A 21,707-nucleotide genomic window follows, 5' to 3' on the forward strand; every position below is an offset into this window, starting at 1 on the left:
TAGGCCATGGACACCTCCGCCCACCAGCACGGCGATGCCGCTGTGCGGCTGCGGAATTATTCTTGGCGGCACGGCGGCCGTAAGAATCCCACGCTGCGCTCCGTCGATCTTGATATTGAGCAAGGGGAGAGGGTGCTGGTGCTTGGCCAGTCGGGCGCCGGCAAATCGACGCTGCTGCACGCCATCGCGGGGGTGCTCGGCGGCGAGGACGAAGGCGATGAGCACGGCAGCGTCAGCATCGGTGGGCGCCGCCCCGAGCAAGCCCGCGGGGTGGTGGGCATGGTGCTCCAAGACCCCGACTCCCAAGTCATCAGCTCCCGGGTCGGCGATGATGTGGCCTTTGGTTGCGAAAATCTCGGCCTTGACCGTGACGAGATCTGGCGCCGAGTCCCAGATGCCCTCGAGATGGTAGGACTGCGCCTGCCGCTTGAGCATCCCACCGCGGAGCTTTCTGGTGGGCAAAAGCAGCGTCTGGCGCTGGCCGGGGTGATCGCCATGGGGGCGCGGGTGATCGTCCTCGATGAGCCCACCGCCAATCTCGACCCGGCGGGAGTGCAGGATGTGCGCGATGCGGTGATCGCGGTGGCGGAGCGCACCGGGGCCACACTGATCGTGGTGGAACACCGCGTGGACATCTGGCAGCACCACCTCGAACGTGCAGTGGTGGTGGGTGCGGAAGGATCCATCGTGGCCGATGGCCCCTTAGACACCATCATCGCCGAGCAAGGCACAACACTTGCCGAGCAGGGCGTGTGGGTGCCGGGGGTGGAGCTGGATCTGCCCAACGCCCGATCGATTCCGGCAGGGCAACGCCCTGCGCTAAGCGCGAGCGAGTTGGTGGTGGGCTGGCAGCGCCACCACCCGATTGCGGGGCCCATCGACCTCGATTTCCCCGCCGGCTGTTCCACCGTGATCACTGGGGACAACGGGGCAGGCAAATCCACACTCGCGCTCACCGTCGCCGGTTTGCTGCGGCCGCTGGACGGTGAGGTGTGGGTGCATACACACCAAGGCAGCGTCAGCCCGCATCGCATGCGCTCGCGGGCTCTCGCCCGCACGCTGGGCTATGTGTTCCAGGATCCCGAACACCAATTCGTGGCACGCACCGTGCGAGAGGAATTGTTGGTGGGCCCGCGGGTAATCAGCGGTGATAAGCACATGCGGGAGCATCCGCGCGTAGACGAGCTGCTGGAACGCTTGCGGCTAAGCCACCTCGCAGAAGCTAATCCTTTCACCTTGTCCGGTGGGCAGAAGCGCCGGCTGTCGGTGGCTACCGCCTTGGTGTCCGCCCCACAGCTGGTACTGCTCGACGAGCCCACCTTCGGCCAAGATCGACGGACCTTCGTGGAATTGGTGCATCTGATTCGTGAACTCGCCGATGACGGCGTTGCAGTCAGCTCCATCACCCACGATGACCTCTTCATCCACGCCTTGGGAGACCACCGGATACACGTCGATAAGCGTGGTTCTGTGCAGCGCGGGGAGGATTGCGCATGAGCGGCAGGATCAATGTTTTGCGCGGCACCAACCCGGTGACCCGCCTGCTGGGTGTGCTACTTCTCACCACGCCGCTGCTGATCAGTGTGGATCGCGTATCTGCGTCGGTGGCCCTAGCGTGCACCCTTGCCGTGACACCGCTGTGCGGAATGTCCTGGCTCCAGCTGGCCCGGCGGGGCTGGCCGATTCTTGCAGTAACCCCCATCTCCGGTGTGTCCATGGCGCTCTATGGCCGGCCGGAGGGCACTGAATATGCCGGCTTTCTCTTTGCCCACATCACCGACAACTCTCTCGAGCTGGCGCTGGCGATCATGCTGCGCGTGCTCGCGATCGGCCTGCCGGTGGTGATCGTCTCCCACAAGGTTGATCCCACTGACTTCGGCGATGGCCTGGCGCAAGTGCTCAAGCTTCCCAGCCGTTTCGTGATCGGCTCGGTGGCGGGGGTGCGCTTGATGAGCCTATTTCAGCGCGACTGGCGCGCCCTAGAACGCGCTCGGCGCTCCCGCGGCCTCGGCGATAGCGGCAGGATCCGGCGTTTCTTCAGCCAGGTCTTTGGCCTGCTCGTGCTCGCGCTCCGCCGCGGCTCAAAGCTCGCCACCGCCATGGAAGCCCGCGGCTTCGGCAGCGAGCAGGAGCGCACGTGGGCACGTACATCCACGCTCAGCGTCCGCGACTACGCGGTGTTGGCCGGTTGTCTCGCCATCTCGCTTGTCGCCCTCGGGGTGTCCATCGCCAGCGGCGAATTCCGTTTCCTCGGGGCTTAAGATGACTCGCACCGTGCTTATCGACGGCCGCTCCGGGGCAGGAAAAACCACCCTGGCACGGTGGCTAGCCGAGCGCACCGGCTTCCAACTGATACACCTCGATGATCTCTACCCCGACTGGACAGGCCTACGCGCCGCTGGCGAGATCGTGGCCCGCGATGTCCTCGCCCCGACCGCGGCTGGATATTACCGCTGGGACTGGGAGCAGCATCAGCCTGGGACGTGGCGCAGTGTGGACGCAGCGGCACCCATGATCGTAGAAGGCTGCGGGGCGATCACCCCGGCCACGGTGGCAGCGGCCCGCGCCCGTGGGCTTGTAGCCACGCTCTTTCTTGATGGCGATCCTGCCCTTCGCAAAGACCGCGCCCTGCGGCGCGATCCCGACTATGCGGCCTTCTGGGAGATGTGGGCGGCACAAGAGGATGAGCACATTCGCTCAGTTATTCCGTGGCGAGATGTGGACTTTTCCCTCACATGGCCGCCAAATACCCCCGCGCAGGGGTGATTTCTGGGGATCTATAGAAAACCAATCTGGCCCCCACATGAGGTGGAAAGCAGGATAGTGGGCGGTTCTTCGCTCAAGAGGCTGAGAGTTTTTAGTTTTTGCTCCTGAGGGAAACTAAGATGTGACGTGCCCCAAAGGCAATCGTTTTTACACGATGAGATCACCATATGCCTGACCTACCTCGATGGGAGAACAATCGCCATGTCGCTGAAGAAGTCGCTGGCCATCCTCGGCGCCGCGTCGCTCACTCTGGGCCTCGCCGCGTGCTCGGATGATAACGGCTCTGGAGGGGGAAGCGGAGCTGATTACATCCGCGCCAACGGATCCGAGCCGCAGAACCCGCTGATTCCGGCCAATACCAACGAAACCGGTGGTGGCCGCATTATTGACCTTATTAACTCCGGTCTCGTCTACTACGACACCGAGGGTGAGGTGCACAACGAGCTCGCTGACTCCATTGATCTGGAGGGGGATAAGACCTATCGCGTGAAGCTCAAGGAGGGCAAGAAGTTCTCCGATGGCACCGAGATCAAGGCCGAGAACTTTGTGAAGGCCTGGAACTACGCCATGGAGAACGAGCAGCTCTCCGCCTACTTCTTCGAGCCCATCAAGGGCTATAAAGAGGGCGAATCCGAGATGGAGGGCCTGAAGGTAGAAGACGACTACACCTTCACCATCGAGCTCGAGCAGGCCGAGTCTGACTTCCCGCTGCGCTTGGGCTACTCCGCCTTCTTCCCGCTTCCCGACGTCGCCTTCGAGGATATGGATGCCTTCGGCGAGTCCCCGGTGGGCTCCGGACCCTACAAGCTTGAAGAGTGGAACCACCAGCAGGACGCCCTCATCGTGCCGAATGAGCACTATGACGGCGAGCGTTCCGCCCAGAACGACGGCGTGCGCTTTACCTTCTACCCGCAGCAGGACGCCGCCTACGCCGACCTGCTCTCCGGCAACCTGGATGTGCTGGACGCTGTGCCGGATTCCGCCTTCTCCACCTACGAGGACGAGCTCGGCGACCGCGCCGTGAACCAGCCTGCCGCCGTGTTCCAGTCCTTCACCATCCCGGAGAGCCTTGAGCACTTCAATGGCGAAGAGGGTGCGCTGCGTCGCCAAGCTATCTCCATGGCGGTCAACCGCGATGAGATCACCGACAAGATCTTCCTCGGCACCCGCACCCCGGCCAAGGACTTCACCTCCCCGGTGATCGACGGCTACGACCCGAACCTTGAGGGCGAAGAGGTGCTGGAGTTCAACCCGGACCGTGCCAAGGAGCTGTGGGCTGAGGCCGACGAGATCGCTCCCTTCGAGGGCACCTTCGAGATCGCCTACAACGCCGATGGTGGACACCAGGCGTGGGTGGATGCCACGGCGAACTCCCTGAAGAACGTGCTGGGCATCAATGCTCAGGGCAAGCCCTACCCGGACTTCAAGTCCCTGCGCGATGAGGTCACCAACCGCGAGATCACTACTGCCTTCCGTACCGGCTGGCAGGCGGACTACCCGGGTCTGGGTAACTTCCTCAGCCCGCTGTACGCCACCGGCGCCAGCTCCAACGATGGTGACTACTCCAACAAGGAATTCGACGCCAAGCTGAAGGAAGCTGCCGGCGCCGGCTCCGTGGAGGATTCCACCCCGCTGTACAACGAGGCCCAAGAGATCCTGCTGAACGATCTCCCCGCGATCCCGCTGTGGTACTCCAACGTCACCGGCGGTAGCGCCGACACCGTAGAGAACGTGGTCTTCAACTGGAAGTCCGTGCCGGTCTACGAGCAGATCACCAAGAAGTAGCCTGCTTACAGTCCAGCACTCATAACCGCACAGCACCCCTGTTGCCACGACAAGGATGATCGTTTGTGAAACAACGTTGCGCTTTGCCCTTAGACATAGTCCACATCGTTGTTTCAGATCTACCCCAAGCGACTAGGGGTGCTGTCGCGTGTCAAGCTTTGGTATTTTAAAGCGATAGTCTCGCCAGTCACACTGCAACGCGGCCTTTTTGTCTCATCACAGGGCGAAGAGGCCGCGCCCACAGTGGGGCGTGCGGGAGGAACATGCGTCTACCGCGCTAACTAAACCTAGAAAGTCCTCGCCTATGCTGCGCTATGTGGGGCGCCGCGTTCTGCAGATGATTCCGGTGTTTATCGGAGCGACTCTGCTGATCTATGCGCTCGTATTCCTCATGCCGGGTGATCCTGTGCAAGCCCTAGGCGGTGACCGTGGACTATCCGAATCCGCGGCTCAACGCATCAGGGAAGAGTACAACCTGGATAAACCCTTCCTCGTCCAATACCTGCTCTACATCAAGGGCATCTTTACTCTCGATTTTGGTACGACCTTCTCCGGCCAGCCTGTGTCCTCGGTGATGGCGAATGCCTTTCCGGTGACGATCAAGCTCGCGTTTATGGCTCTGGCCTTCGAAACGATCTTCGGCATCCTTTTTGGTGTGATCGCCGGCGTACGCCGCGGTGGAATCTTCGATTCCACTGTCTTGGTTCTGTCTCTGCTCGTGATCGCAGTCCCCACCTTTGTGATCGGCTTCGTGCTGCAGTTCTTGGTGGGCGTGAAGTGGGGGCTGTTGCCCACCACCGTCGGGCCGCGCGAAACCTTCGAGGCGCTGCTCATGCCCGCGATTGTGTTGGGCGCGGTCTCCTTCGCTTATGTGTTGCGTTTGACGAGACAGTCCGTGAGCGAAAACCTCACGGCCGACTATGTGCGCACCGCCCGCGCCAAGGGGCTTAAAGGCGGCACCGTGATGAACCGCCACGTGCTGCGCAACTCCCTGATTCCCGTGGCCACCTTCCTCGGTGCGGACCTGGGAGCGCTGATGGGTGGCGCTATCGTCACCGAGGGCATCTTCGGCATCAACGGTGTCGGCGGCGCCATCTACCAGGCCATCCTCAAGGGTGAGCCCGCCACCGTGGTGTCCTTCACTACCGTGCTGGTGCTCGTCTACATTGTGGCCAACCTGATCGTGGACTTGATCTACGCCGTGCTCGATCCGAGGATTCGCTATGCCTAAACCATCTCCTGCTCACCTCAATCCTGAAAAGAACCTGCAGGGCCCCGCCTTCGAGAGCAAAAGGGGCCAAGAGCATTTTGTCGATGCCGTGGACGAGACCGGCCTCGGCGCCGTGGACGCGGTGGCCGACGAGTCCGCCCCCACCTCGCTGTGGGGCGAGGCGTGGCACAACCTGCGCCGCCGGCCGCTGTTCTGGGTCTCCGCTGTGTTGATGCTCGCGGCCATCGTGCTCGCGCTTGTCCCGCAGCTATTTACCAGCGTGGATCCCCAGGCCTGCGAGTTGTCGAACTCGCTCAACGGCCCCACTGATGGCCACCCCTTCGGCTTCGACCGCCAAGGCTGCGATATTTTCTCCCGCACCATCTACGGGGCCCGCGCCTCCGTGCTGGTGGGCGTGCTGACCACCCTTTTCGTGGTGGTTCTCGGGGTGCTCATCGGTGCAACCGCTGGCTATCTCGGCGGCATCGTGGACTCCATCTTTTCCCGTATCACTGACGTCTTCTTCGCCCTGCCGCTCGTGTTGGCTGCCATCGTGGTTATGCAGATGTTTAAGGAGCACCGCACGGTGATCACCGTGATTGTGGTGCTCGGGCTTTTCGGCTGGACGTCGATCGCCCGCATCACCCGTGGTGCCGTGATGAGTGTGAAGAATGAAGAGTTTGTCACCGCTGCTCGGGCGCTGGGTGCCTCGCGCACCAAGATCCTGTTCAGCCACATTCTGCCCAATGCGGCTGCGCCGATCATCGTCTACGCCACCGTCGCCCTAGGCACGTTCATCGTGGCGGAAGCCACCCTGTCCTTCCTGGGCATCGGTTTGCCGTCCACGGTGGTCTCGTGGGGTGGCGATATCTCGCGCGCCCAGGCCTCGCTGCGCACCCAGCCGATGGTGTTGTTCTACCCGGCTGTGGCATTGGCGCTCACCGTGCTCAGCTTCATCATGATGGGTGATGTCGTGCGCGACGCCCTCGATCCGAAGGCTAGGAAGCGATAACTATGACGAAGACTACGCACCCTACCGGCACCGACAACTCCGCTGAGATGGATCGCTCTGTGCCGCTGTTGACCTTCGAGGATCTGAAGATCTCCTTCGAGTCCACCACCGGCACCGTGGATGCCGTGCGGGGCATCAACCTAGCGGTCTACCCCGGACAATCCGTGGCGATCGTGGGTGAGTCCGGATCGGGCAAGTCCACCGCCGCCATGTCCATCCTCGGGCTCTTGCCCGGCACCGGCAAGATCACCGGCGGTTCGATCACCTTCGACGGCCAGGACATCACCCATGTCTCCGAAAAGGAACGCCAAGAGTACCGCGGCAAGATGATCGGCCTTGTTCCGCAGGATCCGATGAGTAACCTCAACCCGGTGTGGCGCATTGGCACTCAGATTAAGGAGTCGCTGCGCGCAAATAACGTGGTGGATCCGAAAGACTATGACAAGCGCGTCGTCGAATTGCTCGAGGAGGCCGGCCTACCTGATGCGGAGCGCCGCGCCAAGCAGTATCCGCACGAGTTTTCCGGCGGTATGCGCCAGCGTGCGCTGATCGCCATGGGGCTTGCCGCCCACCCCAAGCTGCTCATCGCCGATGAGCCCACCTCGGCGCTGGACGTGACGGTGCAAAAGCGCATCCTGGACCACCTGGGCACCCTCACTGAGGAGCTCGGCACGGCCGTGCTGTTTATCACCCACGATCTGGGACTAGCCGCCGAGCGGGCCGAGCACCTGGTGGTCATGCACCGTGGCCGAATCGTGGAATCCGGCCCTTCGCTGAAGATCCTGCGCAACCCGCAGCACCCCTACACCCGCCGGCTGGTAGACGCCGCGCCTTCGTTGGCATCGGCGCGTATCCAAGAGGCGAAGCAGCGGGGCGTGGAGGCTGCCGACAAGCTCAGCAGCGATCACTCGCAGGCGGAGGAAGAGGTGATCCGCGTGGAAAACCTCACCAAGATCTTCGATGTGCGCGGCGCCCGTGGGGCCAAGAAGGAACTGCGCGCCGTGGACGATGTCACCTTCGGCCTGCGCAAGGGCACCACCTTGGCGTTGGTGGGCGAGTCCGGCTCGGGCAAGTCCACAGTGGCGAATATGGTGCTCAACCTGCTCGATCCCACCGAGGGAAAGGTGTTCTACAAGGGCACCGACCTCTCAACTTTGGGCCGGAAGGAGCTTTTCGATATGCGGCGCAAGCTGCAGGTGGTCTTCCAAAACCCCTATGGCTCGCTGAACCCGATGTACTCGATCTACCGCTGTATCGAGGAGCCGTTGAAGGTGCACAAGGTCGGTAGCCGTTCGGAGCGGGAGAAGCGCGTTGCTGAGCTGTTGGATGTGGTGCAGCTGCCGCGTTCGACCATGCGCCGCTATCCCAACGAGCTCTCAGGCGGACAGCGTCAGCGCATCGCCATCGCCCGTGCTTTGGCTCTGCAGCCGGAGGTGATCGTGCTGGACGAGGCCGTTTCAGCCCTCGACGTGCTCGTGCAGAACCAGATCCTGCAGCTGCTGGCCCAACTGCAGGACGAGTTCAACCTCTCCTATCTGTTCATCACCCACGATCTTGCTGTGGTGCGCCAAACCGCCGATGACATCGTGGTGATGCAAAACGGCAAGCTCGTGGAGCATGGCAGCGCCGATGACATCTTCGATCATGCGCAGCAGGACTACACCCGCAACCTCATTGAGTCCGTGCCTGGCTTGGGCATCGAACTCGGCGTAGGGGAGTAAGAACAGAGGGCTATAAAGAAAACCCCTCACCTGTTCCCACTTCACGCTTTGACGGCCGCCGCATCAATCGGTGCGGCGGCCGTCGGCGTTGCTCGAAGCGAAAAGGGGAGTGGCTGTATGAGCGCAGCGGGAGAAACCGCTCGTGTCAGGCGGGGTCGATGATCGCATCAAGGGCGTCTGTGGGGCGGGCAATCACCACGCCACGGGCACTACGCACAAAGGGGCGTTCGATGAGCCGGGGGTGGGCGAGCATGGCCGCAATGAGCTCATCGTCGCCGGTATCGGGGCTTAATCCCAGTTCGGAGTACTCGGCCTCGCCGGTGCGAATGGCATCGTGGGGGCGGAGTCCAGCGTCGGCCAGCAAGCTGCGTAGTGTCTGCTCGTCGGGGGTGTCATCGAGATAGCGCACGATGGTCGGCTCGATGCCGTGCTCGCGCAGATACTGCAGGGCTTGGCGGGACTTGGAACACCGTGGGTTGTGATAGATCGTGGTCATGCCGCCTAGGCTACCGGCTGGGCTCATGGGCGAGTGGCTGAGGAGCCGGCGGGAGTGAGGCTGACGGCCTCAGCCCACTCGAGAGTGATACCGCAGGAACGCAGCCAACGGTGGACATCATCGCCGTAGCGAGTGATGCCTTCCACAGCGGTGAGCGTGCGCTCAATCGCCCGCTCGGACTCGGACGCGGTGATGAGCCCCGCGGAGGTGGCGGCGGCGAGCTCGTCGATATCGAGTACATCGATCGGGGTGCCGGTGGTAGCCACCAAGTCCACATAGAGGTCCCGAGTGGTCCACGTGCTGCCCTCGTGGTGGATGTCCGCAATGTCGATGTAGAGCTCTTGGTCTACATCGACTCCCGGGCGGAAGTGGAAGATATTGGCGCGCAGGCCCAGCTCGGGAAGGAGCCAGGATTCGAGATAGCCGAAGCGGGGATGATCCGCCCCGCGCGCCATGTACAGGCCGAAGTCAGTTTCGGTGTAGGTGTCCACGTGACGCAGGTAGCCCTTGGGGTCGGTGTTGGTCAGCGCGCGGACATCGAAGGTCTCTTGCTTCACGGGATGGAGATCCACCGTGGAGTCACCCTCGTTCGCGCGTGGCCCAGACGTAGACATGGGATACCTGCTCAGCCGCGTTTAGACGTTGAAGATCGCGGCGGTGGGCGCGAAGTGGCAGGCGGTCTCGGAGGTGTTTACAGTGCCCTCGAGAACCGCGATGATGGTGCCCTTGCCAGTGGCGGCTGTGCCATTGAGGGTGGCGGGGCCGTCGGGGTTGAGGCCACCATTGCCCAAGCGGGAGGTGCCAAACTGCAGGGTGTCAATGTTGAGCCAGTGCACGTTGAGTGCGTCCTGCTGCTCGGCTGCAAGACCCGGGGTGCCGAGCGCGGTGAATACGAAGCCGGCCTCGTTCTCGGCAACGCCCGGCAGCGGCAGGGCGGCAGGCCCTGGCACGGCGATGGCGGTGCCCACGGCAGCGTGCTCGCCGCCGATGCAGGAGCCGGAAATGGTGGGCCAGTAGAACTGGGTGAAATCCGGAGTGTTTTCCGGCTTGAGCAGCGGAGCACCCGCGGGGGAGTGTCCGCCTTCGTAGAACTCCACGGCGGCGATCACAGCGTCGCGCAGCTGCTCGGGAATGAAGGGTTGGTTGGCGAAGGCGCGGGCCTGGGCCAACACCTCGGGGGTGGGGCGGCCGAGCTCGTCGATGAGCTGCGGGTTGGTGATGACCGGAACGGTCATATCGGAGCTGGACTGTGCGGTGGCCAGCGGCGCGGTGAGCGTGGCGCCAACGGTGATGGCTGCCGCGCAGGCCACGGCGATCGGGGTGCGGAGTTTCACGGGGCTTCAGTGTCCTTTCTTGGAAGCTGTAGATGCGACGGGGCACAAAGCTCTAGTCCACAGACTTCACTTAAACCACATTAGTCACAACAGCCACAACGTTAATACATTTCTCAGCTTCAGGCTAGACCCTTAAGCCGCCGGGTACGTGCTGTCTCTGCCGAGTACGTCCGTGGTGGGGCGAGGTGGCGTCAATAAGCAAAAGCGGGGCTGGTAGAGGTCGGTGTCCTTATATTCTTAAGAGGGAGTGCATAGAAGTTGCGGCAGCGTTGGAGTAGAGAGGTTTTTGTTGCCATTTCGTTACAATCTACTCTAGAAGATGGGGTATCGCCTGAAAAGGGGGTACACTCAGCTAGTCGTTGCCCGTGTGTTGCACGCAGGCAACGGGCGCGTCCTTCTTCACTATCGTCTGCGCCCGCGATCATTTTCTATATTTCAGGAGTACACACAAGCCCGTGAGCGAAAACACCACTACCGCGCGCACCGAATTCCGAAACGTCGCCATTGTCGCACACGTTGACCACGGCAAGACCACCCTCGTCAACGCGATGCTGGAGCAATCCGGTGCCTTCGGTGACCACGGCGAGATCGCCGATCGTGTGATGGACTCCGGTGATCTGGAGAAGGAAAAAGGCATCACCATTCTGGCCAAGAACACCTCCATTCGTCGCGCCGGCCAGGGCAAGAACGGCGAAGACCTCATTATTAACGTGATCGACACCCCCGGCCACGCCGACTTCGGTGGCGAGGTGGAGCGCGCGCTGTCCATGGTGGACGGCGTGGTGCTGCTTATCGACGCTTCCGAGGGCCCACTGCCGCAGACTCGCTTCGTGCTGGGCAAGGCATTGGCTGCGAAGATGCCGGTGATCATCTGCGTGAACAAGACCGACCGCCCCGATGCCCGCATCGACGAGGTTGTCGAAGAGGCGCAAGACCTGCTGCTGGAGCTCGCCTCCACACTCGAGGATGAGGAGGCCCAAGAGGCCGCCGAGACCCTGCTGGACCTGCCCGTGCTCTATGCCTCGGGCCGTGCGGGCACCGCCTCCACCGAGAACCCGGGCGATGGCAATGCGCCTGCTGCCAAAGACCTGCAGGAGCTCTTCGATGTGCTCTACGATGTGCTGCCCGAGCCCTCGGCTGATATCAATGCCCCCTTGCAGGCGCATGTGACCAACTTGGACTCCTCCTCCTTCTTGGGCCGTATCGGTCTGGTGCGCGTGCACGCCGGCGTGCTGAAGAAGGGCCAGCAGGTGGCTTGGATTCACTACGACGACGAGGGCAATCAGCACACCAAGACCGTCAAGATCGCCGAGCTGCTGGCCACCGAGGGGATGCAGCGCGTTCCCGCTAAGGAAGTGATCGCCGGTGATATCGCTGCGATCTCCGGTATCGATCAGGTGATGATCGGCGACACCCTCGCTGATATCGACAACCCCGAGCCGCTGCCGCGCATCACCGTGGACGAGCCGGCGATCTCGATGACCATTGGTGTCAACACCTCGCCGATGGCCGGCCGCGGCGGTGGCGATAAGCTCACCGCCCGTGTGGTTAAGGCCCGCCTCGAGCAGGAGCTGATCGGTAACGTCTCCCTGCGCGTGCTGCCCACCGAGCGGCCGGACGCGTGGGAGGTGCAGGGCCGCGGCGAGATGGCGCTGTCCGTGCTGGTGGAAACCATGCGCCGCGAGGGCTTCGAGCTCACCGTGGGTAAGCCCCAGGTGGTGCCCAAGACCATTGACGGAAAGATCCACGAGCCCTACGAGCACATGGTGATCGACGTGCCCGCCGAGTTCCAGGGAGCTGTGACGCAGCTGCTGGCTAACCGCAAGGGCATCATGATGTCCATGGACACCACCGGCACCGATTGGGTGCGGATGGAGTTCGATGTACCCGCCCGTGGCCTCATCGGTTTCCGCACCGTGTTCATGACGGACACCAAGGGCACCGGTATTGCTAACCACTACTCCGATGGCTACCGCCCGTGGGCCGGCGAGATCAAGGATCGCGCCTCCGGCTCGTTGGTGGCCGATCGCTCCGGCCAGGTCACCGCCTATGCCCTGATGCAGCTGGCCGATCGCGGCCAGTTCTTCGTGGAGCCCGGCATGGAGGCCTATGAAGGCATGGTGGTAGGCCAGAACAACCGTGATGAAGATATGGATGTCAACATCACCAAGGAGAAGAAGCTCACCAACATGCGCTCGGCCACTGCCGATGCCACCGTCACCTTGGCCAAGGCGCATGTGTTGTCTTTGGATGAGGCGATGGAGTTCTGTGGCCAGGACGAGTGCGTGGAGGTCACCCCAGAGCGCATCCGCGTGCGCAAGGTGATCCTCTCTGCCACCGACCGTGGCCGCGCCCGCGCCCGGGAGAAGGCCCGCAACAAGTAGTGTCCCCATCGCGGCCGCAGGGCCCTGGTTGGTAGTTAAAGAGGGTGATCAATGTGGCTCGCCGTGGTGTGCTGAGTTGCGCCAGCGCGGCTATCGCGCTGTGCGTGGCTAGCTGTGTCGCCAACCCGGGGCCGCCGCCGGTGGAGGATGTGGAGCGGGCTACCACCGCTAGCGAGACCTCCACGCAGCCCGATGCGCCGGAGGAGAACGATCCGGCGGAGCGTAATCAGATCACCGTGGGCATGGACCCCTTGCTTAATGGCTTCAATCCGCACCTCATCGCTGATGCCACTCCCTTTGTGGAATCGATGGCGGCCCTTGTGCTGCCCAGTGCCTTTGTGGACGGCGAGATCAATTCCTCGCTGCTGACCAAGGCCGAGGAGATCGAGCCCGAAGGTGATGCGGTGCAAACGGTGCGCTACCAGATCAGCACTGCAGCGCAGTGGTCTGATGGCACTCCTATTACGGGGTCGGATTTCCAATACCTGTGGGAATCCATCGTGAGCACGCCGGGCACGAATGCCACCGCCGGCTACGAGCAGATATCGGGCATCCGCATCTCCAATGGCGGCAAAACCGTGGCGGTGGACTTCTCCCACCGTTTGGAGCAATGGCAAGAGCTCTTTACGCACTTGCTGCCCAGCCACATCTTCCTCACCGGAACCGATGGTTTCGATCGGGTGTTGGCCAACACCATGCCGGTCTCCGGCGGGCGCTATCAAGTCTCATCCATTGACCGGCAGCGCGGCGAGGTGGTGCTTTCGCGCAATGACCGCTACTGGGGCACCCAGCCTGCCACGATCGAAAGACTCGTTTTCCGCGAGATTCGATCCGCCGGCAGTGCCGCTGAGATGATGCGGCGCAGTCAGATGGACTTAGCTGACCTCTCGCTTGAGGAGACGACCGAACCGGCACTCGATCTCGTGCCTGGGGTAGACACCGCCACGCGGGTGTATCCGCGCCGCCTCGATGTGGTGTTCAACACCGCGGCTCCTGCGCTGGATACTCCGGCGAAGCGGGCTGGATTCATTGGGCTTATCGACGCCAAGCTCGTGGCCAGCCTCGCAACCGGCCGCAGCACCCACCTCGGCTTGGCGGACCCGAGCGAATTTCCCCAGCCAGAGGTAGAGCCAGAGGCGCTGCCGGAGAACACCGAAGTGACTTTAGGGGTGGATGCCGCCGATGATGAGGCGGTAACCGCCGCCCGGTCCATCAGTGATCTGGCCGCCCAGCGAGGAATCGTGGTGAATGTGGTTCTCACAACTACCACCGAGCTTTTTAGCACCCTCATGCCGCAGGGGCGCATCGATGGCATCGTCTCTCGCTCCCGCACTGAAAACGCCCCCATCGAGGTGGCTACCCGCTACATGTGCCAGGTGGCGGTCTCACAGCTGTGCGACGAAGAGCTCGATTCCACCCTGCGCGGCTATCTTGGCGGTTCGGTGGATTCCGCCACCGCCCAGCAGGCGGTGCAGGCGGTAGAAAACCGTGAGATCATCACCTACCCGATTTCTTATACCATTCGCCTCGACGCGGCGGGCTCGCGGATCACCGGCCCGGCCGCCGAGTTCGCGGACTGGCCGATCGATCCCTATGCCGGGCGTCTCGCCAGTGCTGCCAGCTGGAGTGTGCGCGATGGCTTGGGTCCCAGTCGTATCAGCACCATCGAAGGAGACTAACGACCTCTCATGAGCACCACAGTGCATGCGATAAGCCCCCTCGACGGGGTCACCGTCATGGCCGTTCACGCCCATCCCGATGATGAGGCGATCTGGACCGGCGGGCTGCTTGCTCATCTCGCTCGCCGAGGAGCGAATGTCATCGTGGTCACCTGCACCTTAGGTGAGCAAGGCGAGGTGATCGGCGAGCCTTATCAGAACCTAGTGGCCGATCACGCCGACCAGCTCGGCGGTTTCAGAATCCGCGAGCTCAGCGCGTCCCTCGCAGCCCTCGGCGTGCGGGGAGTCCACCTCGGTGCGGTGGGGCAGTGGCGCGACTCCGGCATGGCTGGGGATCCTTCGGCGGATCACCCTCGTGCTTTTGTGAACAATCTTGATCAGGCCACCGAGCAGCTGCGGGCGCTCATTGACGAGCACCGCCCCGATCTACTCGTTACCTATGGTCCAGACGGCGGCTATGGCCACCCAGATCACATCGCCGCCCACACCATCACCCATCGCGCCGCCCCCGCCGACACCCGCATTCTGTGGGCTGTGACCCTCGAGGAAGACCTTGAGGCCGGTTTCGCCGGAATCCACAGCATCCCCGATACGTGGCGCCGCGCCGACGCCGAGATCGCCCGGGTGGCGACCGCGGATCTTCGACTGACACTCAGCCAAGAGGAGCTGGCGTGCAAGGTAGCGGCGATGAAGGCGCACGCCACTCAGCTATGGATCGCCGATGGGCACACCAGCGCCACCAATCCCATTGCCGCCTACGCCCAGGCAGAAACGCCAGTGTTCGCCCTGTCTAATCTCATTGCTCAGCCGATCACTGCCTCCGAGGCCTACCAGATTGGTGCCGGCCCGCAGCTGCCCGCGGGCGCGAAAGATCTGCTCGATGGGCTTGGATGTGCCGAGGAGGGTGGCGTGGTGGCGTCGATAAGCGCACAGCATGAGCGGGAAAAGGAGTAAGGGATGAAGTGGAGCCATCCGGAGAAATACACCTACTCGCAGCACAGCGCGGGAGAAATCGCAGTTGGGGTGCTGTGGCTATCGGTGGGATCGATCGTGTCGGTGCTGCTGGAGGTGGTGTATCTGAGCACCTGGATCACCCTGCCGGGTGGCACGAAGTTTCCCTTTCCCTACACCATTGTGATCGCGTTCTTCTTTACAAGGGCGCTCACCCGGACGGCGCGGCTGTGGACAGAAAACCTCCTTGTGGCCGCGATTCCCGCCAGCGTGTGGGTACTGGGTTATTTAATCCTAACTTTTTCCGTCTCGGTGACGGGGGATATGCTTGTCGGGTCTAGTGTGCTCTCGGTGGTGCTCCTATTCGCTGGAATCGCGGGCGGCCTCATGCCGCTGTTTACACCCAGCCCTAGGCCGCCGCGCCCCGAGGCACACCCCACACATCCATAGTTCTCACACATTTTCAGGAGTTAGCTCACATGACGTACACCATCGCCCAGCCTTGCGTCGACGTGATGGACCGGGCGTGCGTGGAAGAATGCCCGGTGGACTGCATCTACGAGGGCAAGCGTTCCCTCTACATCCACCCGGATGAGTGCGTGGACTGCGGCGCCTGCGAGCCGGTGTGTCCCGTGGAGGCTATTTTCTACGAGGACGACGTGCCGGATGAGTGGATCGAGTACAACGACGCCAACGCTGCGTTCTTTGATGATCTCGGCTCGCCCGGCGGCGCTGCTAAGCTCGGCGCTCAAGACTTCGATCCGCCGCTGGTGGCTGAGCTGCCGCCCCAGGCTTAAGCCCACGAGGGAGGCAATCGCAGTGACCGCGCGTTCTCGTCAGCCCCTGGCCGCCCGACTTCCCGCCTTCCCGTGGGATAGCCTCGGCCCGATCATCGAGCGCGCCCACGCTCACCCCGATGGCGCTATCGACCTCACCGTCGGCTCGCCGGTCGATCCCGTAGCCGAGCCGATCGCAGCCTCCCTCAGCGCGCACGCCAACCATCCGGGCTATCCGCCGACTCTGGGCACGCCCGCGCTTATCGACGCCATCTCGCAGTCCTTGCACCGCCGCTACGGCATTAGCGCGCTGCCTCACAACGCGATTGTGCCGGTGGTGGGGACCAAAGAACTCATCGCGCAGCTACCGTGGCTGCTCGGGCTAGGCCCCGATCACCGCATCGCCGTGCCAGCCATTGCTTATCCCACCTATGACATCGCCGCTAGGCTATGCGGGGCTCGGGCGGTAGTGGCCGAGGAAGTGGAGGAGATCATCGCCTCGGATGCGGATCTCGTCTACATCAACTCCCCGTCTAATCCCACGGGTCGTGTGCGCAGCGCTGCCGAGCTGTGCGAGATTGTGGCATGGGCCCGCGAGACAGGGGCGATCATTGCCTCCGATGAGTGCTATCTCGGCCTAGACTTCTCCGGGCGCGCGCGCTCGATCGCCCACCCCGAGGTATGCGGGGGATCGCTGGACAATCTCATAGCCATCCACTCGCTGTCCAAAACCTCCAACATGGCCTCTTACCGCGCCGGCTTCATCTTCGGCGAGCAGAGCGCCATGTCTGAGGTGGCCGAGGTACGCAAACACTGCGGCCTCTCGCTGCCTTGGGCCGTGCAGCACGCTATGGTGACAGCGCTGAATAGCGACGAGCACGAGCAGGCGCAACACAAGGTGTATCGCCGCCGCCGGGAGCTACTACGCAGCAGCCTTGAGGCGGCGGGACTGCAGGTGGATTACTCCGAAGCGGGGCTGTATCTGTGGGTCACCCAAGACCGCAGCGCCGAAGAGACGATTGCAGCCTTCGCTGATCTTGGGATCATCACCGCTCCTGGCACCTTTTATGGCGACAATGAGCAGTGCCGTAGCCATGTTCGGCTCTCCATTACCGCCAGCGACAATGCGATCGAGGAGGCCGCCCGGCGTCTCGCCGGAGGGGTGGGCTGCGCGCCCAGCTGAGCGCATACAACGTCGCTCCGGCGCTAGTGGTGAGACGTCGGATGATTCCAAATCCGTGCGGCGCACCGAGTACACTCTGGATGAACACCAGCGGGCATCATTGCGCGCTGTGCCCGTAATCAACTAGGCCTTCGCTAGGGGAGAAAGTAGTGAGTAACCACCAGGTAGCCCAGCCGCTCGGCGGCTCGGGGTCCGCGCGCTATCGCCGCAATCTCCGCCAGTTTGTGAAATTCGGCATCGTCGGCGCCTCGGGTGTGGTGGTGAACTTTGTCACCGTGGTGGTGGTGAAGAAGATCCTCGATGGAGGCTTCGGTATCCATGAGGAAGACGCCGCGATGAACCTCTTGGGCACCCAGTTTCACCTCCGCTGGTTCCACATCATCTTGACTATCGCCTTCCTCGTGGCCAACATGTCGAACTTTCAGCTCAACCGGATGTGGACCTTCCGTAGCTCCCACCGTCCCTCGTGGCTCAAGCAATTTATCCCCTTCCTCATTGCCGGACTCGGCGCGCTGGTAGTCACGCAGGTGGTCAGCACCCTGCTCATCAATCCGGAATCCCCACTGGCATTGCCTTCTGATATCTTCGACGGCTCCACTGGGCTGCGCACCAAGCTCTATTGGGCGGCTCTGGCGGGCACGGCGGTGGCGATGCCCGTGAACTTCGTGGTGAACAAGCTCTGGACGTTCAGGAAAACCCGGGTGGTCATCGAACAGCCGCCGATCTAGCCCAGCCCTTCCGCGGGGGCATGTATGTTGCCCGCATACGCTCACACCCCGAGAGACCAGTGAAAACTGGTGTCTCGGGGTGTGGTGCGTGCGGCATAGGCGGCAGCGATGGTCACTGCCGCACTCTGCTGCGTAGTGCGACGTAGCGTCAGCGGGTGCGGGCCGAGCTGCGGGTGAGGAAGGACAGGCCGATCAGGCCCACCGTCAGCACCGTCACGGAGGTGACTTGGGGGCGGGAGGAGGCGTCGAAAAGCATGAGGATGGTCAGCCCAGCCAGCATGGCGAGGGTGAGCCAGCCGAGCCACGGATAGCCCCACATACGTACCGAAATTTCCTTATTGCGCTCCATTTCTGGGTGCAGCTTCAGGTAGCTGGCCACGATGAAGCCCCAAATAACGATGAGGCAGCCGCCGACAGCGTTGAAGAGGAACTCCAGCAGACCGGCAGGGTTCCACCACTGCAAGGCGACAGAGCCGAAGGCGAAGACCACCGAGAGGATCACGGCGAGCATCGGCACCTGGTTGCTGCCGCTGAGAGAACGAAACGCCTTCGGGGCGTAGCCACGCTGGGCGAGGGAGTAAACAAAGCGCGAGGTGGCGTAGATCTGGGCGTTGAACGCGGACAGCAAGGCCAACACAATCACGGCCTCCATGAAGCCCACGGTGCCGGGGATGTTCGCCATGCTCAAAATGATGGTGAAGGGCGAATCTGCCGCTGAGTCGGCGCCGCCGATGCGGGAGTAGGGAAGCAGGAAGCAGATCACCAGCACTGCGCCCAAGTAGAACACGGAGATGCGCCAGATCACCGAACGCACCGCCACCCGAATGGACTCGCGAGGCTTCTCGGACTCGGCCGCGGCGATGGTGACGATCTCAATACCGCCGAAGGCGAAGGCCACGGCGAGCAGGCCGGCAGCAATTCCCGAGATGCCATTAGGGGCGAAGCCGGAATCGCTGAAATTCGACAGCCCCACAGCCTCGTGCCCAGGCAACCAGCCGAGGATCATGAGCACACCCACGACGAGGAAGAAAATGATCACGGCCACCTTGATGAAGGCGAACCAGAACTCGAACTCGCCGAAGCCGCGCACCGCGGCCAAGTTCACGACCGCGAAGAACACAACGCAGACCAGCGCAGGAATCCACGGAGCCACACCGAACCAGGCGCCCATGATGGCGGCGGCGCCGGTCATCTCGGCCCCCATCACCATGGTGAGCATGAACCAATACATCCAGCCCAAGGTGAAACCGGCCCAGTGTCCGAAGGCCATCTCGGCGTATTCGGAGAAGGAGCCCGAACGCGGGCGCGCAGCGGAGAGCTCGCCGAGCATCTGCATCACAAACACCACGATGATGCCGGCGACGATATAGGCCAAAAGCACCGCTGGGCCGGCGGCCTTGATGCCCACTCCGGTGCCAAGGAAGAGTCCCGCACCAATGGCGGAGCCAAGCCCCATCATGGTCAGGTGACGGGTTTTTAAGCCTGAGCCGAGTTCATTCTCAGCTGTGTCCACGGTAGTCATGGTTAGTTAGCGTATTACACTCCGTACCGCTCGGTACAGCATCCGCCTGTTGCTGCATCACATAGGGGGAGGACGCAGCCGTGGATGATGCCGGTGGTGAGGCTAATAGATACCTGAAAATTCGCTGTTATAGCCCGGCGGATCCTGCTGTGGGGCCTGAGAAGCCACGATCGTTCCAGCACTGGCCGCGCAGCGCACCGTCCAGTTATTGCCGCCACCCATATCGGCGGCGGTGCCCCACCGGCCTTCGTCGATGGGCTCGCCGGGCTGGGGGAGAGCACCGTCGAAGAACAGCACCGGGGTGTGCGGCTCAAGCACCACGCCATTGCCGATGCTGCAGTGATCGCCCAAATCGAGCCCGATGACCCCGGCGCTGACCCCAAGGGTGCAGCTTTCGCCGATGCTGGTGGGCACGCGCGGATTGGTCTCGCTGCGTCCGGCCATCACGATGGCGGCCAAGCCCACTCGAGTGTTTTCCCCGATGACGGTGCCGGAGGACATACGGCCCTCGATCTTGGAAGGGCCGAGCGAACCTGAGTTAAAAGAGACGAAGCCTTCCCGCAGTACCGAGGTGCCGGGGGCGAGATAGGCGCCGAGTCGCACCCGTTCGGCCTCGGCGATGCGCACCCCAGAAGGCACCACATAGTCCACCATGCGGGGCAGGCGATCGACGCCATACACGTGAATCAGGCCGCGAGAGCGCAAGGAGGTGCGCACAAACTCGAAATTATCGGGCAGGCAGGGGCCCTTGTTGGTCCAGACCACGGTGGAGAGAAGATCGAGCACCCCATCCATGTTGATCTCGTGCGGCCGCACGATCCGGTGCGAAAGCAGGTGCAGGCGCAAAAACACATCGTGGGCATCCAAGGCCGGCTGAGAAAGATCACGGATGGTGGTGGACACCGCGACTTGCTCCACCATGCGGTCTTCGTCAATACGCACAAGCGAGAGCATTTTCGGGGTGAGCCGGTGTGCCCCGAGACGAGTGGTACCGGAGGTGGCAGGCACAGCGGGAGAGTCGAGATCTATGACGAGCTCAGGGTGTGGATACCAGGTGTCGAGAACAGTTCCATCCATCGCGATATTTGCAATTCCCACTGCAGTGGCACCATGTGTGAGCATGAGTCTCATCCTACCTACCGGCCAGGGGCGAGATAGACACGGGTGGAGCTGGCAGCGGAGGTGAGCGCCCTGCTGGCGGCAGCCTGCAGGGCGCACGTGGCGGGGAGTAGCCTTGAGCCTCGCAGTAGTGGCGTGGCTTCGCTCAGGTGCCGCTTTGGGGGCGGCCGCGCAAACGCTAGTGTGAACAGCAGAAATACCCCGCGTATGGAAAGAATGGATTGAGCTAGATGACCCGTGAGACCACCCCCGCTTCCAGCCGAGCCCGCGGACTCCGCGGCCCAGTGCTGATGCGCCAGAACGCTCCGCAGGATTCCACCACCGACCAGCGTTTGCTGGATCACTGCGCCGATGCCGATTGGCTGCATACCGACCCGTGGCGAGTGCTGCGCATTCAATCCGAATTTGTCGAAGGATTCGGCGCTTTGGCAGAGCTGCCGCCGGCCGTTACGGTCTTCGGCTCTGCCCGCACCGCCCCTGATCATCCCTACTACGCATTAGGGCGCGAACTCGGGGCGAAGCTCGCCGAGGCCGGCTACGCGGTGATTACCGGCGGCGGACCTGGGCTGATGGAAGCCACCAACCGTGGTTGCAGCGACGCCGAAGGGCTAAGCGTGGGCCTCGGCATTGAGCTGCCTCACGAGCAGCACCTGAACGAATGGGTCGATCTGGGCCTCAACTTCCGTTACTTCTTCGTGCGCAAGACGATGCTGTTCAAGTACACCCAAGCCTTCGTCTGCCTGCCCGGGGGCTTCGGCACTCTTGATGAGCTTTTCGAAGCGCTCGTGCTTACCCAAACCGGCAAAATCACCAACTATCCGATCGTGCTCATCGGCACCGAGTTCTGGGCCCCGTTGAAGCAGTGGATGCTGGACCGGGTGATCGAGGAGGGCTTCATCGACGAAGACGATGTTGACCGTTTCATCATCACCGACGACATCGACACCGCCGTACGTCACATCACCTGCGCCCACGGCGAGCCTGGTGAACCTAGTGCGCCGCAAGCCTAAGCCTCGGCCCGCTGCCCTGTACCCACCTCCA

General features: G+C 62.7%; 20 protein-coding genes. 15 read left to right on the forward strand and 5 right to left on the reverse strand.

The genetic code is table 11. The features are described from left to right. Positions 1-6 precede the first annotated feature (6 nt). From CCICO_RS03975 to CCICO_RS04005, 7 genes are all read left to right on the forward strand, one after another. Positions 7-1,497, forward strand: a complete 1,491-nt coding sequence (locus CCICO_RS03975; protein ID WP_018020243.1) for an ABC transporter ATP-binding protein — start codon at positions 7-9, stop codon at positions 1,495-1,497. An 8-nt stretch (positions 1,498-1,505) separates the two neighbouring features. After that, positions 1,506-2,261: an energy-coupling factor transporter transmembrane component T family protein gene (locus CCICO_RS03980; protein WP_026161543.1), complete on the forward strand. Its 756-nt coding sequence runs from the start codon at positions 1,506-1,508 to the stop codon at positions 2,259-2,261. A 1-nt stretch (position 2,262) separates the two neighbouring features. Then, on the forward strand, positions 2,263-2,766 hold the full coding sequence (locus CCICO_RS03985) for a nucleoside/nucleotide kinase family protein (protein WP_018020241.1): 504 nt from the start codon (positions 2,263-2,265) through the stop codon (positions 2,764-2,766). 201 nt (positions 2,767-2,967) lie between these two features. Next, positions 2,968-4,551, forward strand: a complete 1,584-nt coding sequence (locus CCICO_RS03990; RefSeq protein ID WP_018020240.1) for a peptide ABC transporter substrate-binding protein — start codon at positions 2,968-2,970, stop codon at positions 4,549-4,551. 304 nt (positions 4,552-4,855) lie between these two features. Continuing rightward, positions 4,856-5,782 (forward strand): ABC transporter permease, encoded by a 927-nt coding sequence (locus tag CCICO_RS03995; RefSeq protein ID WP_018020239.1) that lies wholly within the window; start codon positions 4,856-4,858, stop codon positions 5,780-5,782. Beyond that, entirely contained in the window at positions 5,775-6,773 is a 999-nt protein-coding gene (locus CCICO_RS04000) for an ABC transporter permease (RefSeq protein WP_018020238.1), read from the forward strand. Before CCICO_RS03995 ends, CCICO_RS04000 begins: the two co-directional genes overlap by 8 nt. Positions 6,774-6,775: 2 nt before the next feature. Further along, positions 6,776-8,494 (forward strand): dipeptide ABC transporter ATP-binding protein, encoded by a 1,719-nt coding sequence (locus CCICO_RS04005; protein WP_018020237.1) that lies wholly within the window; start codon positions 6,776-6,778, stop codon positions 8,492-8,494. 145 nt (positions 8,495-8,639) lie between these two features. On the opposite strand, the gene arsC is transcribed toward CCICO_RS04005, so the two are convergent. The 3 genes from arsC to CCICO_RS04020 are packed head-to-tail and all read right to left on the reverse strand — an operon-like array spanning position 8,640 to position 10,324. Next, positions 8,640-8,990 carry an arsenate reductase (glutaredoxin) gene (gene arsC, locus CCICO_RS04010; protein ID WP_018020236.1) on the reverse strand — a complete coding sequence of 117 codons (351 nt, stop codon included), beginning with the start codon at positions 8,988-8,990 and terminating at the stop codon, positions 8,640-8,642. Positions 8,991-9,013: 23 nt separating this feature from the next. Next, positions 9,014-9,604, reverse strand: coding sequence for a ribonuclease FAU-1 family protein (locus CCICO_RS04015; RefSeq protein ID WP_018020235.1), 591 nt, complete (start codon positions 9,602-9,604; stop codon positions 9,014-9,016). 21 nt (positions 9,605-9,625) lie between these two features. Then, positions 9,626-10,324: an Rv1157c family protein gene (locus tag CCICO_RS04020; protein WP_018020234.1), complete on the reverse strand. Its 699-nt coding sequence runs from the start codon at positions 10,322-10,324 to the stop codon at positions 9,626-9,628. A gap of 455 nt (positions 10,325-10,779) precedes the next feature. Between CCICO_RS04020 and typA the strand changes: the two genes are divergently transcribed. From typA to CCICO_RS04055, 7 genes are all read left to right on the forward strand, one after another. Beyond that, positions 10,780-12,708 carry a translational GTPase TypA gene (gene typA, locus CCICO_RS04025; protein WP_018020233.1) on the forward strand — a complete coding sequence of 643 codons (1,929 nt, stop codon included), beginning with the start codon at positions 10,780-10,782 and terminating at the stop codon, positions 12,706-12,708. Between the two features lie 53 nt (positions 12,709-12,761). Then, the gene (locus CCICO_RS04030; RefSeq protein WP_156809892.1) at positions 12,762-14,387 is read left to right on the forward strand and encodes an ABC transporter family substrate-binding protein; all 1,626 of its coding nucleotides are present in this window, start codon (positions 12,762-12,764) and stop codon (positions 14,385-14,387) included. A gap of 9 nt (positions 14,388-14,396) precedes the next feature. Further along, a complete protein-coding gene (gene mshB, locus CCICO_RS04035; RefSeq protein WP_018020231.1) occupies positions 14,397-15,341 on the forward strand; it encodes an N-acetyl-1-D-myo-inositol-2-amino-2-deoxy-alpha-D-glucopyranoside deacetylase in 945 nt (314 codons plus the stop codon). 3 nt (positions 15,342-15,344) lie between these two features. Next, complete coding sequence (locus CCICO_RS04040) at positions 15,345-15,788, forward strand: hypothetical protein (RefSeq protein ID WP_018020230.1); 444 nt, start codon at positions 15,345-15,347, stop codon at positions 15,786-15,788. A 29-nt stretch (positions 15,789-15,817) separates the two neighbouring features. Further along, positions 15,818-16,135 (forward strand): ferredoxin, encoded by a 318-nt coding sequence (fdxA, locus tag CCICO_RS04045; RefSeq protein WP_018020229.1) that lies wholly within the window; start codon positions 15,818-15,820, stop codon positions 16,133-16,135. Positions 16,136-16,157: 22 nt separating this feature from the next. Further along, positions 16,158-17,297 carry a succinyldiaminopimelate transaminase gene (gene dapC, locus CCICO_RS04050; RefSeq protein ID WP_018020228.1) on the forward strand — a complete coding sequence of 380 codons (1,140 nt, stop codon included), beginning with the start codon at positions 16,158-16,160 and terminating at the stop codon, positions 17,295-17,297. 149 nt (positions 17,298-17,446) lie between these two features. Further along, positions 17,447-18,025: a GtrA family protein gene (locus CCICO_RS04055; protein ID WP_018020227.1), complete on the forward strand. Its 579-nt coding sequence runs from the start codon at positions 17,447-17,449 to the stop codon at positions 18,023-18,025. A 148-nt stretch (positions 18,026-18,173) separates the two neighbouring features. Here CCICO_RS04055 and CCICO_RS04060 read toward each other — a convergent pair whose 3' ends face one another. Both CCICO_RS04060 and CCICO_RS04065 read right to left on the reverse strand, forming a co-directional pair. After that, positions 18,174-19,547, reverse strand: coding sequence for an amino acid permease (locus CCICO_RS04060; RefSeq protein ID WP_018020226.1), 1,374 nt, complete (start codon positions 19,545-19,547; stop codon positions 18,174-18,176). Positions 19,548-19,649: 102 nt separating this feature from the next. Then, on the reverse strand, positions 19,650-20,669 hold the full coding sequence (locus tag CCICO_RS04065) for a DapH/DapD/GlmU-related protein (protein WP_018020225.1): 1,020 nt from the start codon (positions 20,667-20,669) through the stop codon (positions 19,650-19,652). Positions 20,670-20,896: 227 nt separating this feature from the next. Here CCICO_RS04065 and CCICO_RS04070 point away from each other — a divergent pair, with 227 nt between their 5' ends. After that, on the forward strand, positions 20,897-21,676 hold the full coding sequence (locus CCICO_RS04070; RefSeq protein WP_018020224.1) for an LOG family protein: 780 nt from the start codon (positions 20,897-20,899) through the stop codon (positions 21,674-21,676). Positions 21,677-21,707 lie beyond the last annotated feature (31 nt).

The organism is Corynebacterium ciconiae DSM 44920 (assembly GCF_030440575.1).
Taxonomy (GTDB): Bacteria; Actinomycetota; Actinomycetes; order Mycobacteriales; family Mycobacteriaceae; genus Corynebacterium; species Corynebacterium ciconiae.

Excerpts from the sequence above, each read along its gene's own strand:
- CCICO_RS03975 (WP_018020243.1), top strand. The coding sequence starts at position 7 with ATGGACACCTCCGCCCACCAGCACGGCGATGCCGCTGTGCGGCTGCGG.
- CCICO_RS03985 (WP_018020241.1), top strand. The coding sequence starts at position 2,263 with ATGACTCGCACCGTGCTTATCGACGGCCGCTCCGGGGCAGGAAAAACC.
- CCICO_RS03990 (WP_018020240.1), top strand. The coding sequence starts at position 2,968 with ATGTCGCTGAAGAAGTCGCTGGCCATCCTCGGCGCCGCGTCGCTCACT.
- CCICO_RS03995 (WP_018020239.1), top strand. The coding sequence starts at position 4,856 with ATGCTGCGCTATGTGGGGCGCCGCGTTCTGCAGATGATTCCGGTGTTT.
- CCICO_RS04000 (WP_018020238.1), top strand. The coding sequence starts at position 5,775 with ATGCCTAAACCATCTCCTGCTCACCTCAATCCTGAAAAGAACCTGCAG.
- CCICO_RS04005 (WP_018020237.1), top strand. The coding sequence starts at position 6,776 with ATGACGAAGACTACGCACCCTACCGGCACCGACAACTCCGCTGAGATG.
- arsC (WP_018020236.1), bottom strand. The coding sequence starts at position 8,990 with ATGACCACGATCTATCACAACCCACGGTGTTCCAAGTCCCGCCAAGCC.
- CCICO_RS04015 (WP_018020235.1), bottom strand. The coding sequence starts at position 9,604 with ATGTCTACGTCTGGGCCACGCGCGAACGAGGGTGACTCCACGGTGGAT.
- mshB (WP_018020231.1), top strand. The coding sequence starts at position 14,397 with ATGAGCACCACAGTGCATGCGATAAGCCCCCTCGACGGGGTCACCGTC.
- CCICO_RS04040 (WP_018020230.1), top strand. The coding sequence starts at position 15,345 with ATGAAGTGGAGCCATCCGGAGAAATACACCTACTCGCAGCACAGCGCG.
- fdxA (WP_018020229.1), top strand. The coding sequence starts at position 15,818 with ATGACGTACACCATCGCCCAGCCTTGCGTCGACGTGATGGACCGGGCG.
- CCICO_RS04060 (WP_018020226.1), bottom strand. The coding sequence starts at position 19,547 with ATGACTACCGTGGACACAGCTGAGAATGAACTCGGCTCAGGCTTAAAA.
- CCICO_RS04065 (WP_018020225.1), bottom strand. The coding sequence starts at position 20,669 with ATGCTCACACATGGTGCCACTGCAGTGGGAATTGCAAATATCGCGATG.
- CCICO_RS04070 (WP_018020224.1), top strand. The coding sequence starts at position 20,897 with ATGACCCGTGAGACCACCCCCGCTTCCAGCCGAGCCCGCGGACTCCGC.